13 protein-coding genes and 1 pseudogene are annotated in these 13,978 nt (G+C 65.5%); 11 read left to right on the top strand and 3 right to left on the bottom strand.

What is annotated here, in order from left to right; genetic code table 11:
- From EST26_RS04845 to tgt, 4 genes and pseudogenes are all read left to right on the top strand, one after another.
- Positions 1 to 133: pseudogene (locus tag EST26_RS04845) on the top strand (restriction endonuclease); the annotation flags it as partial.
- Between the two features lie 155 nt (positions 134 to 288).
- Positions 289 to 1,425, top strand: coding sequence for a tRNA preQ1(34) S-adenosylmethionine ribosyltransferase-isomerase QueA (queA, locus tag EST26_RS04840; RefSeq protein WP_291065749.1), 1,137 nt, complete (start codon positions 289 to 291; stop codon positions 1,423 to 1,425).
- Positions 1,426 to 1,581: 156 nt separating this feature from the next.
- The gene (locus EST26_RS04835; protein ID WP_291065748.1) at positions 1,582 to 1,734 is read left to right on the top strand and encodes a hypothetical protein; all 153 of its coding nucleotides are present in this window, start codon (positions 1,582 to 1,584) and stop codon (positions 1,732 to 1,734) included.
- 50 nt (positions 1,735 to 1,784) lie between these two features.
- Entirely contained in the window at positions 1,785 to 2,951 is a 1,167-nt protein-coding gene (tgt, locus tag EST26_RS04830; protein ID WP_291065747.1) for a tRNA guanosine(34) transglycosylase Tgt, read from the top strand.
- Positions 2,952 to 2,983: 32 nt separating this feature from the next.
- Here tgt and EST26_RS04825 read toward each other — a convergent pair whose 3' ends face one another.
- Together EST26_RS04825 and EST26_RS04820 are read right to left on the bottom strand one after the other, a co-directional pair.
- Complete coding sequence (locus EST26_RS04825; protein ID WP_291065746.1) at positions 2,984 to 4,300, bottom strand: FIST N-terminal domain-containing protein; 1,317 nt, start codon at positions 4,298 to 4,300, stop codon at positions 2,984 to 2,986.
- A gap of 24 nt (positions 4,301 to 4,324) precedes the next feature.
- Positions 4,325 to 5,083 carry a PhaM family polyhydroxyalkanoate granule multifunctional regulatory protein gene (locus tag EST26_RS04820; RefSeq protein ID WP_291065745.1) on the bottom strand — a complete coding sequence of 253 codons (759 nt, stop codon included), beginning with the start codon at positions 5,081 to 5,083 and terminating at the stop codon, positions 4,325 to 4,327.
- 266 nt (positions 5,084 to 5,349) lie between these two features.
- Between EST26_RS04820 and EST26_RS04815 the strand changes: the two genes are divergently transcribed.
- From EST26_RS04815 to purU, 4 genes are all read left to right on the top strand, one after another.
- Positions 5,350 to 5,739 carry a TraR/DksA family transcriptional regulator gene (locus tag EST26_RS04815; protein ID WP_291065744.1) on the top strand — a complete coding sequence of 130 codons (390 nt, stop codon included), beginning with the start codon at positions 5,350 to 5,352 and terminating at the stop codon, positions 5,737 to 5,739.
- Between the two features lie 119 nt (positions 5,740 to 5,858).
- Positions 5,859 to 7,097: a DUF3108 domain-containing protein gene (locus EST26_RS04810; protein ID WP_291065743.1), complete on the top strand. Its 1,239-nt coding sequence runs from the start codon at positions 5,859 to 5,861 to the stop codon at positions 7,095 to 7,097.
- Positions 7,098 to 7,237: 140 nt separating this feature from the next.
- Positions 7,238 to 7,522 (top strand): DUF3567 domain-containing protein, encoded by a 285-nt coding sequence (locus tag EST26_RS04805; RefSeq protein WP_291065742.1) that lies wholly within the window; start codon positions 7,238 to 7,240, stop codon positions 7,520 to 7,522.
- 222 nt (positions 7,523 to 7,744) lie between these two features.
- A complete protein-coding gene (purU, locus tag EST26_RS04800; protein ID WP_291065741.1) occupies positions 7,745 to 8,599 on the top strand; it encodes a formyltetrahydrofolate deformylase in 855 nt (284 codons plus the stop codon).
- A gap of 37 nt (positions 8,600 to 8,636) precedes the next feature.
- Here the strand turns inward: purU and EST26_RS04795 are convergent, their stop codons facing one another.
- Positions 8,637 to 9,059: an Hsp20/alpha crystallin family protein gene (locus EST26_RS04795; RefSeq protein ID WP_291065740.1), complete on the bottom strand. Its 423-nt coding sequence runs from the start codon at positions 9,057 to 9,059 to the stop codon at positions 8,637 to 8,639.
- A gap of 210 nt (positions 9,060 to 9,269) precedes the next feature.
- On the opposite strand from EST26_RS04795, the gene EST26_RS04790 reads away from it, so the two are divergent.
- The 3 genes from EST26_RS04790 to EST26_RS04780 all read left to right on the top strand — a co-directional run bounded on the left by EST26_RS04790 (position 9,270) and on the right by EST26_RS04780 (position 13,929).
- On the top strand, positions 9,270 to 10,772 hold the full coding sequence (locus EST26_RS04790; RefSeq protein WP_291065739.1) for an FAD-linked oxidase C-terminal domain-containing protein: 1,503 nt from the start codon (positions 9,270 to 9,272) through the stop codon (positions 10,770 to 10,772).
- 116 nt (positions 10,773 to 10,888) lie between these two features.
- Positions 10,889 to 13,489: a PAS domain-containing protein gene (locus EST26_RS04785; protein ID WP_291065738.1), complete on the top strand. Its 2,601-nt coding sequence runs from the start codon at positions 10,889 to 10,891 to the stop codon at positions 13,487 to 13,489.
- Positions 13,486 to 13,929: a response regulator gene (locus EST26_RS04780; protein ID WP_291065737.1), complete on the top strand. Its 444-nt coding sequence runs from the start codon at positions 13,486 to 13,488 to the stop codon at positions 13,927 to 13,929. The genes EST26_RS04785 and EST26_RS04780 overlap by 4 nt, the downstream gene beginning before the upstream one ends.
- Positions 13,930 to 13,978: the final 49 nt, after the last annotated feature.

Raw genomic sequence — 13,978 nt, 5'->3', positions numbered from 1 at the left:
TTCCAGGTTCAATGGGGATATGGTGCGCGAGCTGTACGGCGTGATGGCCGCGAAGGGTGCCACCGGTGGGTTCGTGCCGAACTCGGGACGCTTCTCCGACGACGCAATCAGCTTTGCCAGTGGCCGCCATGTGACGCAGCGGTGCCGCCATCCACGCGTCTTGCCGTGCCGGCATGGCGCGTGGGAGCTGCCGGCTTGGGGGACAATACGCCGCGCCCCGGTTCACCCTGTGGCCGGCCCACCCCCTACTCACCCTTTGGCACGGGCTTGGTACAGCCATCAAGCAACATGACCCCACTCAGCGACACCAACCGCGCCACGCGCTCCTTCACCGCCGCCGACTTCGACTTCGAGCTGCCCACCGAACTGATCGCCCAGCACCCCTGCCCCGAGCGCAGCGCCTCGCGCTTGCTCGACGGCCGCGCCCCGACGCCGCACGACCGCGTGTTCCGCGAACTGCCCGCTTTGCTGCAAGCCGGCGACTTGCTGGTGTTCAACGACACCTTGGTCATCAAGGCGCGGCTGTTCGGTGAGAAAGCCAGCCGCCAGCCGGGCGGCGGCGGCGGCAAGTTCGAGCTCCTGATCGAGCGCGTGCTGCTGCCCCAAGAGTCCAGCGACGGCAGCGGCAACGAAGTGGTGGCGCACCTGCGGGTGAGCAAAAAACCGCCGCCAGGCGGCTTGCTGCACATCGCCGGCGGTCTCGCGGGCGGCGGTTTCGACGCCACCTATCTGGGCCGCTGGCCGGACGCGCACGGGCCCTTGTTTCACTTGCGCCTGCACGGTCCGAGTGGGCAAACCCCCTACGACCTGATGCAGCGCTGCGGCCACGTGCCGCTGCCGCCCTACATCCGGCACGGCGACACCGAAGACGACGAGCGCCGCTACCAGACCGTGTTTGCCCGCGTGCCGGGCTCGGTGGCCGCACCGACCGCCGCCTTGCATTTCGACGCCGGGGTGCTCGATGGCCTGGCCGCGCGCGGCGTGCACAGCGCCAGCGTAACGCTGCACGTCGGCGCAGGCACCTTCACGCCGATGAAAAGCGAGCGCATCAGTGAACACCAGATGCACGCCGAGCGCTTTGCCATCCCAGCCCAGACGCTGCAAGCAATAGCCGACTGCCGCGCACGTGGCGGCCGTGTGGTAGCGGTGGGAACCACCACCGTGCGCACGCTGGAGAGTTGGGCGCACAGCGGCCAGGTGCAGGGTGAGACCGACATCTTCATCACCCCCGGCTTCGAATTCCGCGTGGTCGACCTGCTGATCACGAATTTTCATTTACCCAAATCGACGCTGATGATGCTGGTAAGCGCCTTTGCCGGCCACGAGCACGTACTGGCGCTGTACCGCCACGCGCTCGCCCAGCGCTACCGTTTTTTCAGTTACGGCGACGCCATGCTGCTGCAGCGCCATTGCGCAGCCCGCTGACGGCCTGACTTTTGCAATCAATAGGTAACAATTGCTACACTATACCCTGTCTTGTTCGGTGCAGCAACAGTTGGCAACCGGTCGCCCTTGTTTTGCGGCCCAATCAAGCTGACCCTTGTGCTCGACCCGACCCGACCCACCTAATCCCTGACCACCGTGATTGAAATTCTTCTTCGCCTGAGCTTGGCCCTGCTGCTGTCGCTCGGGCTGGCCTTGCTGATGGCTTGGGGCTGGCACAACTCCGAGCGGCTGCCGCAGCCACACAGTCCTTTGCTGCCAGCCAGCGCTCTCAGCGTGCCGTCACGCTAAAGCCTGGACGGCGGCGCGCCGCGAGCGCCGACTCGGCGACAATGCGCGCCATGCTTCGTTTTGAACTGCTTGCCACCGACGGCCTGGCGCGCCGCGGCCGCCTCACGCTCAACCACGGTGTGGTGCAAACCCCGGTCTTCATGCCGGTTGGCACCTATGGCAGCGTCAAGGGCGTCATGCCCGCCAGCCTGCAAGACATGGGGGCGGAAATCATTCTGGGCAACACCTTCCACCTCTGGATGCGCCCCGGCCAAGAGGTGCTGCAACGCTTTGGCGGCCTGCACGCCTTCGAGCAATGGCAGCGACCCATGCTGACCGACTCGGGCGGTTTTCAAGTCTGGAGCCTGGGCGCGACGCGCAAAATCAGCGAGGCCGGCGTGCAGTTTTCCTCGCCGGTCAATGGCGACAAGCTGTTCATGTCGCCCGAGGTCAGCATGCAGATTCAGACCTGGCTGAACGCCGACATTGCGATGCAGCTCGACGAATGCACGCCCTACCAGACCGACGGCCAGCTCACCACCGAGGCGCAGGCGCGGCACAGCATGGCACTGAGCCTGCGCTGGGCGCAGCGCTCCAAAGCCGAATTCGAGCGGCTGCAAAATCCCAACGCCTTGTTTGGCATCGTGCAAGGCGGCATGTTCGAGCACCTGCGGCAAGAATCGCTGCAAGCGCTGGTCGAGATGGATTTTCCTGGCTACGCGGTCGGCGGCGTGAGTGTGGGTGAACCCAAGGAGGAGATGCGGCGCATCATGGCGCACACGCCGCAACGCCTGCCGGCCCACAAACCGCGCTACCTGATGGGGGTGGGCACGCCGCAAGACCTGGTGGAGGGCGTGGCGCAGGGCGTAGACATGTTCGACTGTGTGATGCCGACGCGCAATGCGCGCAACGGCACTTTGTTCACCCGTTATGGCGACCTGAAAATTCGCAATGCCAGGCACAAGGCAGACCACCAGCCACTAGACCCCAGTTGCACCTGCTACGCCTGCGCCGGGCGCTCGGGCGTGGCCTGGGCCGACGGCGGGCGCGAGGGTTTCAGCCGTGCCTACTTGCACCATCTGGACCGCTGCGGCGAAATGCTGGGCCCGATGCTGGCCAGCATCCACAACCTGCACTACTACCTCAATCTGATGCGCGAACTGCGCGCGGCGCTCGATGCCGGGCGTTTTCAGGCCTTTCAGGCGCAATTCCAGGCCGAGCGCGCACGCGGGGTCTGAGAGACCGAGATGTTGAACCGGCGCGCCAGCTCTCAAGCCAGCGGCAAGGCGAACACCATGAGCACAGCGCTGTAGCCCAGCAAGCGCTGGTGCGCAATCTCGCCACCCGCAAAAAACCCCACCAACGGCACGTCCCCGAGCGCGCGGCGCACCAGGCGCAATTCGGCACTGGCAGCGCCAAAATGCGGACCACCCCGGCCGGCACAGCTCACGTAGATCGCGCCGGCGATGCGCTGACTCTGTGGCGCGACGAACGCCGGCGCGCCGCCCCTGACCAGCGCGCCGCCCGGAGGCAGACTGGGCGTCTGGGCCTCCAGCTCGGCGCGCACCTCGGTGCAAATTCGCATCAAATCGGCAGCGGCAGCTTGCACATGGCGCTGACAAAACGCCAGTTGGCTGCCCGGCGCCACCGGCTCGGCAAAAACCAGGGCGTGCCGCATCACATCGAGCCCGACGATGTGACGCACCAGCACATCGGGGCCAAACGAATGGGCCACAGCAGGCGCAAGGCCTGCGCTGCGCGCCAGCGCCTGCCCCGGCACATCCGGCGGCGTCAAGCCCACCAGGGTGCTGCGCAAACGCTCGATGGACTGCGCCAGCCTGACGGGCGCGATGCCCAGGTGTTCGAACAACAAATCCAGCGCCGGACGCTGGTCGAGTGTCAACACCAGATGACCCTGTGCCGCCGTGACACGGTGCGCCCGGCCCACCGGCTGCGCACCCTGGGTGACGCGCACCAGCAGGCCGGCCGTGGCGTCAAAGGCCACGCCGCTAAGGCCGCCTTGAAACACGCCACTGGCTGCGCCTTGACCGCGCAGGGTGCCAGCACTGCTGTGGGCAAACTGAAGCTGCGCGGATCGGCTGCTGCTCAAGCCGCCAAAGACACAGGCACTGGCGGTGCGTTGGGCCAGCTCGGCGATCAACTCGGCCAACTCGGGCGTGCTGCCATCGGCGTGCACCAGCGCGGTGTGGGCGACAAAGCCGTCCGCCCCGGTCAGCCGTGGACTGAGCGCCAGCGGCGCCACGCCGCTGAAAACACGGTACTGGTGCGGGCTGAGATCACACAGCATCAGGGCCAATGCCGGCTGGTCAAAATACTCGATGTTGTTGGCTGCAATGCCCACGCCCACCGTGCCGACCCAATCGCTTACTTCAGGCAAGCCGGCACTGAGCTGCTCCAGAATGTCCTGCGCCTGTTCGGCATAGTGGTCGGTGATGTAGAGCAGCGCCAGCGAAACGGCGCGCGCGCTGTCGGGTCGATCCAGTTGCAAGCGCAACTGCGCCAGCACCCGCTCCACAGCCACGCGCCACTGCGCGTGGCTGGCGTGCGCGTAGGGAAAACGCTTCATGGGGCTGGCGGCGAACCGATGGGTTCAGCGCGGCGGGCTGGATCGGCTGCGCACGGGCGTCGCTGGGGCTGCTTCTTTTTGCGCCGGCGTTGTTTTGGCGCTTGTTTTTTTTGTTGAGGCCGCCGCTGCGGGTGCGCTGGTGGGCGCCGTGGGCGCCGTGGGCGCCGCGTCGGTTGGGCCGGCCTGCGGCGCGCGGCCTTCTTCGGGTGCCGGCGCACGCGCCAGGTCTTGCATAGCAGCGGCTGCAATGTGCTGGAACTGCTGCGACAGCGCTCCCCACCACTGCATCGGATCGACCGCGCCTGCGGCCGGCGCGGACGCCGGCGCGGACTCGGACGCCGGTGCCGACGGACTGGGCGCGTCGGCCGGCGCTGCGCCATAGGTGCGCAAGGGAATTTCGAGCCCGGCAAACGATGTGTCGTCGGCGCTTGAGGCGGCCGCTGCCGTGCCGCCTACGCCTTGGAACGGCGGCGCAGCAACCGTCTTCGTCAGGTTGAAATTCATGCTCTGCAAAGCGGCCAGGGTCATTTTCTGCACCTCGAGCGCTTGAATGGTGGCCGCCAGTGCCCTGGAATTTTGCTCCAGCCAGAAATGCACCGCCTTGAGTTCACCAATGCGCTTTTCCAAGTCTTGCAGGTTGAAGGTGGGTGCGATCCATTGGCTCAGGTGCGGCAACTGCGCCATACCAGGGGCCGCTGCGGTGCCCGGTCTACCCGCCAGTTGCTGCAAAAAATCGAACCCCGGCAAGAACTTGCCAAAACCGCTGCCGAAACCGTCGCTCATGGTGCATCTCCTGTTGTGATCTTGGGACTCTTTTGTGCGCCGCGGTCGACGCTTGCTGGCCGCGTCCACGCCAAAGCGCGGCGGGCGGCGCTCGCGCGAAGGATGCCACATCTTTCGCGCACGGCTGGACCGGGAAAACCCATGAACCCAAATTTCGCCCCGATTAGCGGACGCACCGGCCTGACAGATAGCGTCTTCGGTGCGGCCGCCGTGCAAGCTACACTGCGCTCATCAGAGGTTTTTTCTCAGCGCTTGCGGGGGCCGCCATGACGCACAACATTTCCGATTCTTTTGCCGCCCAACTCGAACAAATGCGCCGCGAGGTGCTGGCGCAGTTGCAAGACCAGCGCGGCGGCGCGATCGGCCGCGCCGAGGCTGCGGCGCTGGCGCGCGAAAGTGAAAGCGACGACTGGGCGCAAGCCCATTCCGAGCGCGACCTGGCTTTTGTGCTGGCCGAGCGCGAGTCGGCCGAATTGATCGCAATTGACCAAGCGCTGCAGCGCGTCGCCGACGGCAGCTACGGCTTGTGCCTGGACTGCGGCGCCAGCGTGGCCACCGCCCGCTTGCATGCCAATCCGACCGCGCTGCGCTGCCTGACGTGTCAGACTCAGAACGAGCAAGCTCAGGGTGTTGGCGTGCGTTCGCCCCGTCACTGAGAGGCTGGGCGTCTTTCGCTCATGCCCGGCAAGCGCCAACACAAGTATCGGCACGCTCGCCCACGGTTCGATGGTTTGACTCCTGAGCAGCAAGGCTCACACACGCCAGCCGAACCGACATGAAGCAAGCCATCGAGCCCGACGCCGACGCGCCACGCTGGCCGGCCTTGCTGGCGCTGACTGCGCTGGTGTCAGGTCTGCACCTGCTGCTGCTGCTGGGCGCCGTGCTGCCGCCCAACCTGGGCGCGTCAGTTCTGGCGGCCACACCGCCCCCACTGGCGGCGCTGCACACCCGCACCCTGGCGCACGCGCCCGGCGCAGCGCCGTCGGATCGGCCTGCGGCTGCGCTTGGCCACAGCGTGGCGCGCTGGGTCGACCCGCCCGCAGCCCGCAGCCCTGCGCCGCCGACACCTGGCCTCGCGCCGCTTCAGCCAGCGCCAACGGCCGCCACCCGTCCGGTCGCTGCGGCTGCGGCCGACGCTGCGCCGTCTGAAGCTGCACTCGATGCGCCGTCTGAAGCGGCCGCCGCTGCGCCGTCTGAAGCGCCCTTGCCTGCACCAGCCGATGAATCTGCCGCTGCCGCTGCCGCGTCGGGCGACGCCGACGCGCCGACGTCCGAGCAGGTGGCCACGGCTGCGCTTGCGCCCGTCGAACCGGCACCCACCACCGCCTCGCCTGCTGCGGCGGTCGAGGCGCAGGCACAGGCCACACTGCTGCCGTCGCTGCCACCGCCCAGCGCGCGCTTGCTCTACCAGATCAAGGGCAGCGTGCGAGGCATAGACTATCGCGCCAGCGGCACGCTCGACTGGCGTCTGAACGCAGACCGCTACAGCGCCCTGATGGAACTGCGCATACCCTTGCTGGGCAGCCGCGTCCAGACCAGCACCGGGCTGGTGGACGACAGCGGCTTGCTGCCCGAGCGCTTTGCCGACCGCAGCCGCAGCGAGCGCGCGGCTCACTTCGACCATGCCCAGCGGCGCATCCGGTTCAGCGCCAACACCCCGGACGCGGTTTTGCTCAGCGGCGCGCAAGACCGCCTGAGTGTGTTGCTGCAAATCGCCGGCCTGTTCAACGCCCAGCCCCAGGCGTATCAGGCCGGGCAGCGCATTCGCTTACAGGTCGCGGGTCATAGCGAAGCGGAAATTTGGTACTTCGAGGTCGGCACAGAAGAAACACTGCACCTGCCAGCCGGCCAACTGCTGGCACGCCAGTTGCTGCGCCACTCCCGCCACAGCTACGACAGCCGGGTCGAAATCTGGCTGGCGCCCAGCCTTCTCCACCTGCCGGTGCGCTTGCGCATCACCCAGCACAACGGCGATCTGGTCGACCAACAACTCAGCGAGCTGCCTGGGCCTTGAAGCACAGCAAAATGACCGCTTTATAGATTCCACGCTGAACCTTGCCGGCACCGCCGCACTCGAAACTGCATGGCGACTGCGAGTTGCCGATATAAGCTGCACAGGAACACAGGTTTTTGTCTTTGGGGGATATTTCAGCCATGCACATGCTCTACGACTCAGATACTTTTGCCGTGGTCCACATTCTGGCCAATGCCCCGCAAGAGGGCGAGCCCGCCAGGACGGACGGCCCGCAAATCCCGCGCCACGGTTTCGAGATCGTGGACAAACGCTCGGGCAAAGAGGTCTACCTCGACGGGTCTTGGGCCGAGCTGTTCCAGATCCAGATCAGCGCTTGGCAGCGCAACATGCCTTCGCAAGAAGAGGTGGAGAACACGCTCGATGGCTATGCCAGCCTGGCCCAGATGCCGGTCGTGATGCACTGAGTGCAGAAGCGGCTGCCGCACCGCCGCACCCAGGTCGGCTTGCAGGCTGCGACAATCGGCCGCCATGCAGCCTAGTGTCTGGTTGCATAAGCCTTACTGCATTCGATCGGCCTGGCATCCCCGGGCGCGGCGTTGCAAATCCTCGCGCTGCCAAGAGGCATCGCTGTGCTTGTGCGCCTTGCGCGCGGGGCGCCAGACCGATCTCGATGCTCACGAAAACGTATGCAACTAGACGCCAGTTACGTCCTCACCCTGTCCTGCCCGGACCGCCCCGGCATCGTGCACGCGGTTTCTGGTTTTTTGTTTCAGCACGGCGGCAACATCGAAGAAGCCGCGCAGTACAACGACCACGACACCGGCCTGTTCTTTATGCGCGTGCAGTTCACCTGCGAGCGCTTGAGTCACGCCGAACTGCGCGCGCTGCTGGAACCGTTGGCGCAGCCGCTGGCCATGCGCTGCAGCTTGCACCGGCTGGCCGAGCCGATGCGCGCCGTCATCTTCGTCAGCCGTGCAGGCCACTGCCTGAATGACTTGCTGTTTCGCTGCAAGAGCGGCCTGCTGCGGCTCGACCTGCGCGCCATCGTCAGCAACCACCGCGACTTCTACCAATTGGCAGCCAGCTACAACGTGCCGTTTCACCACCTGGCCGTCACGCCAGCGAGCAAGGCACAGGCTGAAGCCAGGCAACTGGAAATCATCGAGAGCGAAGCGGTCGAACTGGTGGTGCTGGCGCGCTACATGCAGGTGCTGAGCGACCCGATGTGCCTGGCGCTGGCAGGCCGCGCGATCAACATCCACCACAGCTTTTTGCCCAGCTTCAAAGGGGCACGGCCCTACCACCAGGCGCACGATAGAGGCGTCAAACTGATAGGCGCGACCGCCCACTACGTCACACCGGCACTCGACGAAGGCCCAATCATCGAACAAGACGTGGCGCGGGTGGACCACACCGACACGGTGCAAGACCTGAGCGCGCGCGGGCGCGACAGCGAAAGCCAGGTGCTGGCTCGCGCGGTGAAGTGGCACAGCGAGCACCGCGTGCTGCTCAACGGCCACAAGACCGTGGTCTTCAAGTGAGGGTGTAAGCAAAGCGTGGCCGGCGCGCGCACCCGACTCACTCGATCACCAGGCGCTGGCCGGCGGTTGCGGTTTTTTTCGGCAGCGTCAGCAGCAATACGCCGTTTTCATACTTGGCTTTGGCGCTCGCGTTGTCGATGTCTTGCGGCATCTGAAAGCTGCGCGAAACCGATCCGTAGTAGCGCTCGCTGCGCAGCACTTTCTCACCCTCTTTCTGCACGTCTTGCTGCCGCACCTCGGCGCGCAGCGTCACCACGTTGCCCTCGATGCTGAGGTAAATGTCCTCCTTGGCCACGCCAGGCACCTCGGCTTGCACCGTGTAGGCCTCGGGGGTTTCCTTCACGTCGACCTTGATCTGCGCTGGCAGCGGGTCGCCGTGCAAGGGCTTGACGTAAAACCCGGGGGCCACGTCTTTGAAGAAATCGTCCAGCAAGCTGCTGCGTGTCATCAATCCGTTCATGGCATTTCTCCTTGAGTATCAGGCTTACAAACAAAGACACGAGGGGTGTCTCAGGGCCGATTTTGGGGCTATGGCCGCAAAAATCAAGGGGTTTTTCATGACACGGCGGTGCAGCCCTCGAAGACTTGTCGCTGGTCGCCTGCACGCGCGCCTGACTTTGACCTAAACTGGGCGCAGTCCGACCGCCGAGCAAGCCACCGCCCCAAGCCCATGAACGCCCCAACCACTGCCGCCCAGACCAGCCGCGCCGAGCGCGCGCGCCGCCAAGCCCAGGTGCTGGCGGCTCTGCGCCCTGTGCTGCCGGCGCACGCCCTGCTCTGGCACAGCGAGGACACCACACCTTACGAGTGCGACGGCTTGAGCGCCTACCGCGAGCGGCCGCTGCTGGTGGCGCTGCCTGAAACCGAAGCCCAGGTGGCCGCTGTGCTCAAGGTCTGCCATGCGCTGGCGGTGCCGGTGGTGGCGCGCGGCGCCGGCACCGGGCTCTCGGGCGGCGCCATGCCGCACCCGCTGGGGGTCACGCTCTCGCTGGCCAAGTTCAACCGCATCGTGCAACTCGACCCGCGCGCGCGCACGGCCCGGGTGCAGGCCGGTGTGCGCAACCTGGCCATTTCCGAGGCCGCCGCGCCGCACGGCCTGTACTATGCGCCCGACCCAAGCAGCCAGATTGCCTGCACCATAGGCGGCAACGTGGCGGAAAACGCCGGCGGCGTGCACTGTCTCAAATACGGGCTGACGCTGCACAACGTGTTGGCGGTGCGCGGCTTCACCATCGAAGGTGAAGCGGTCAGCTTTGGCAGCGAGGCGCTCGACGTGCCGGGGCTCGATCTGCTGGCGCTGGTGGTGGGCAGCGAAGGCATGTTGGCCGTGACGACTGAAGTCTGCGTCCGATTGGTGCCGCGCCCACAACTGGCGCGCTGCATCATGGCCAGCTTTGCCGACGTGCGCCAAGCCGGGGACGCGGTGGTGGCGGTGATCGCCGCCGGCATCGTCCCGGCCGGTCTGGAGATGATGGACAAGCCCATGACGGCGGCGGTAGAAGACTTCGTGCACGCCGGCTACGACCTCGACGCGGCAGCGATTTTGCTCTGCGAGAGCGACGGCACGCCGCAAGAGGTGGCAGAAGACATCGAGCGCATGAGCGCCGTGCTGCGTGCGGCCGGCGCCTCGGCGCTGACGGTCAGCCGCGACGAGGCCGAGCGGCTGCGTTTTTGGAGTGGACGCAAGAACGCTTTTCCGGCCAGCGGGCGCATCAGCCCCGACTACATGTGCATGGACTCGACCATTCCGCGCAAACGCCTGGCCGACATTTTGCTGGCGATTGCCGCCATGGAGCAAAAATACCGGCTGCGCTGCGCCAACGTGTTCCACGCCGGCGACGGCAACCTGCACCCCTTGATTTTGTTCGACGCCAACGACCCGGATCAGTTGCGCCGCTGCGAACTGTTCGGCGCCGAAATTCTGGAGACCAGCGTGGCCATGGGCGGCACCATCACCGGCGAGCACGGCGTCGGGGTGGAAAAACTCAACAGCATGTGCGTGCAGTTCTCTGCCCAGGAAAATGAGCTCATGTTCGGCATCAAGCGCGCTTTTGACGGCCAAGAGCTGCTCAACCCGGGCAAAGTGATCCCCACGCTGCAGCGCTGCGCCGAATACGGCAAGATGCTGGTGCGCGGTGGACGGCTGCCATTCCCCGAATTAGCACGTTTCTAAAGCCCATTTATCGTGCCGACACGCGTGCTTGCCAGGGTAGAGTCTGCTGGCGAACTGTCGGGAGTGCGCGCCGCGCGGCGTGCGTGCGCATCCGGTTGACGCTGCAGACAAACCCGATGAGTACACCCGACTCCACACCCGAGAGCCAAGACGCGTGCGCCCCGTCCAGCCTGCCCGCTGCCGATGCAACGGCCCGCGAGAGCAGCCTGCGACTGGAAATCGAGGCCCTGCGCGCCGAAAACCTGCAGTTGCGCGCGCAGCAGGCGCTGTCCCAGGTGCGAGACGAGCTCAACCACCAAATCATCGCCAGCAGCCCGGACTGCATCAAGGTGCTCGATCTGCAAGGGCGATTGCTGCAAATGACCGCGCAGGGTTGTCGACTGATGGAGGTGGACGACTTCGACCAGGTGCGCCACGGCGACTGGTGCGCCTGGTGGCCGCAGGAAGGCGAACCGCCTGCGCGTGCGGCGGTCGAGCGCGCGGCCCGCGGCGAAACGGCTCGTTTCATCGCCTTCGGCAACACCTTCAAGGGCACGCCCAAGTGGTGGGACAACGTGGTGGCACCGATTCGTGCCGCCCAGGGCGAGCCGATGCTGCTGCTGGTGGTCTCGCGCGACGTCACCGAACTGCAGCAGCAGCAGGAACAGGTGCGCCAGCTCAACGCCGAACTGGAGCAACGGGTACACCGGCGCACCGAGGCGCTGGCCGGCGTCAACGCCAGACTGCAACAGGCGCTGGAGCAAGCGCAGGCGCTCTACCAGCAGGCGCCCTGCGGTTACCACTCGACTGACGGCAAGGGCGTGTTCGTCGCCATCAACGACACCGCGCTGGCCTGGCTGGGCTACGACCGCGACGAGCTGGTCGGCAAAAAGACCTTGCGCGACCTCGTCTTGCCGACTGACATTCCCCTGCTGGAAGACCGGCTGCAAGCCCAGTTGCGCGGCGCTGTGCTGGAGAACGTGGAATTCGAAGTCCTTCGCCAGGACGGCAGCAGCTTTCACGCGCTGCTGTCGTCCCGGTCGGTGCGTGACGCGCAAGGCTGCTTCCTGTATAGCAACTGCACCTTGATCGACATCAGCGCGCGCAAAGCAGCCGAACTGACGCTGCGCGACCAGAAGCATTTTCTTCAAAACATCACCGATCAGGCGCCGAGTGCGATTGGCTACCTCGATCCCATGCTGCGGTTTCGCTTTGCCAACGCCGGGCATCGGCTTTTGTACGGTTTTGATTCCCAAAAAATCATCGGTCTGCACCTGAGCGAATGTATTTCGGCCCAAGCCTGGGCTGAACTCAACCCACGTCTGCAAGCCGCGCTGGCCGGACAGGCGCAGCACTTTGAGAGCTGGCAGCGCACGGCCGAGGGTCAGCAAATTTTCGTCAGCATCGACTACAGACCCGACATCCAGCACGGCCAGGTGCGCGGCCTCTTCACCCAGATCATCGACCTGACCGAGCGCAAGCGCATCGAGCAAAGAACCAAGCATCTGAACGAGGAACTGGAGCGGCGCATTCAGGAGCGCTCGGCCGAACTGCTGGCGAGCGAACAGCGCTTTCGCCTCATGGTAGACAACCTGCGCGACCACTGCATCTTCTTCCTGGACACCGAGGGCCGGATCACCGACTGGCCCGACAGCGCCCAGCGCCTCGAAGCCCACACACCCACCCAGATGATGGGGCGCCATTACGCTTTGCTGTTGCAGCACGACGGCGCCGACCCGGGCGCTGCAAGCGCCGACCACATGCTGGCCCTGGCGGCCGCCCAAGGCCAGCACGAACGAACCCACTGGCGCGTGCGTGCGGACCAGTCGCGCTACTGGTGTCACGCGCTGTTGATCGCCCTGCGCGACGACAGCGGCGCTCTGCGCGGATTTGCCGCCATACACCACGACATGTCCGACGTCAAGCGGCTCGACGACCTGATGTACAACCTCAACGACGAGCTGGAGCAGCGCGTGCAAGAGCGCACCGCGCAGTTGCTGGCGGCCAACCAGGAGCTGGAATCTTTTTCCTATTCGGTCTCGCACGACCTGCGCTCACCGCTGCGCCACGTGTGCAGCTTTGTCAGCCTGCTGGAAGAACACCTGGGGCCGCAGTGCGACCACATCAGCGCCAGCTACCTGAGCACGATTTCCAAATCGGCCCAGCACATGAGCGCCTTGATCGACGGCTTGCTGACGTTTTCGCGCCTGGGCCGTTCATCCCTTCAGATCAACCCGGTTGACCTGACCGAATTGGTCGGCACCATCGTCAGGCGGCTCAGCCATGAGTACGGCCAGCGTGCGATCGACTGGGTGATTGCACCAGACCTGCCGCTGGTTCAGGCCGACGCCCTGCTGCTGGGCGAAGTCTGGGCCAACTTGCTGGACAATGCCTGCAAATACACCCGCCCGCGCGAACGCGCCCGAATCGAAGTGGGCTGGAGTGTGGACCCGGCCGCTGGCTACACCTTCTTCGTGCGCGACAACGGGGTCGGCTTCGACACCCGGTACGCCAGCAAGCTATTCGGCGTCTTTCAGCGCCTGCACCGTGCGTCGGAATTCGAGGGCACCGGCATCGGTTTGGCCCTCTCGCGTCGTATCATCGACCGACACGGAGGCAACATTTGGGCACAAAGCCAGCTCGGCGAAGGCAGTGAATTCAGCTTTTCACTCCCATTCCAGGCCATGCAGACACCAAGCACTCTGGAAAACTCGACACGCCCCGCCTTGCATACATGAAACACGCCGCCCACAGCATTTTATTGGTTGAAGACAACCCTGACGACGCCGAACTGACCCGCCTCGCACTGGCCCGACACGGACTCGACGGCTGCATAACGCACGTCGGCGACGGCATGCAGGCGCTGGACTATCTGTACCGGCGCGGCAGCTACGCGGGGCGCAGCAGCGCCAACCCGGCGCTGATCTTGCTCGACCTGAAGATGCCCCTGCTCGACGGCATTGGCGTGCTCAAGGAGCTCAAGGGTTCACCGTCGCTGCGTCACATCCCGGTGGTGGTGCTGACTTCGTCCACCGAGCCGGTCGACCTGAGGCGCGCCTACGACAGCGGCTGTAACGCTTACATCGCCAAGCCGACCGAGTTCTCGCAGTTTCTCAACACCATCAAGCACGTGTGCGAGTTCTGGCTCCACGTCAACCAGATCGCGCCTGAGCCGTGATCTGCGCCCACGGCGGCGCTCTGAACTGAAACCGGCCGGGCAAGGCAAA

Source organism: Hydrogenophaga sp. (assembly GCF_014773545.1).
In the GTDB taxonomy this organism is placed as follows: domain Bacteria; phylum Pseudomonadota; class Gammaproteobacteria; order Burkholderiales; family Burkholderiaceae_C; genus Hydrogenophaga.
This window is presented reverse-complemented; position numbering and strand designations above follow the sequence as displayed.

Bases quoted from the DNA above. Each gene is read 5' to 3' on its own strand.
- queA (WP_291065749.1), top strand. From the start codon at position 289: ATGACCCCACTCAGCGACACCAACCGCGCCACGCGCTCCTTCACCGCC.
- tgt (WP_291065747.1), top strand. From the start codon at position 1,785: ATGCTTCGTTTTGAACTGCTTGCCACCGACGGCCTGGCGCGCCGCGGC.
- EST26_RS04825 (WP_291065746.1), bottom strand. From the start codon at position 4,300: ATGAAGCGTTTTCCCTACGCGCACGCCAGCCACGCGCAGTGGCGCGTG.
- EST26_RS04820 (WP_291065745.1), bottom strand. From the start codon at position 5,083: ATGAGCGACGGTTTCGGCAGCGGTTTTGGCAAGTTCTTGCCGGGGTTC.
- EST26_RS04815 (WP_291065744.1), top strand. From the start codon at position 5,350: ATGACGCACAACATTTCCGATTCTTTTGCCGCCCAACTCGAACAAATG.
- EST26_RS04810 (WP_291065743.1), top strand. From the start codon at position 5,859: ATGAAGCAAGCCATCGAGCCCGACGCCGACGCGCCACGCTGGCCGGCC.
- EST26_RS04805 (WP_291065742.1), top strand. From the start codon at position 7,238: ATGCACATGCTCTACGACTCAGATACTTTTGCCGTGGTCCACATTCTG.
- purU (WP_291065741.1), top strand. From the start codon at position 7,745: ATGCAACTAGACGCCAGTTACGTCCTCACCCTGTCCTGCCCGGACCGC.
- EST26_RS04795 (WP_291065740.1), bottom strand. From the start codon at position 9,059: ATGAACGGATTGATGACACGCAGCAGCTTGCTGGACGATTTCTTCAAA.
- EST26_RS04790 (WP_291065739.1), top strand. From the start codon at position 9,270: ATGAACGCCCCAACCACTGCCGCCCAGACCAGCCGCGCCGAGCGCGCG.
- EST26_RS04785 (WP_291065738.1), top strand. From the start codon at position 10,889: ATGAGTACACCCGACTCCACACCCGAGAGCCAAGACGCGTGCGCCCCG.
- EST26_RS04780 (WP_291065737.1), top strand. From the start codon at position 13,486: ATGAAACACGCCGCCCACAGCATTTTATTGGTTGAAGACAACCCTGAC.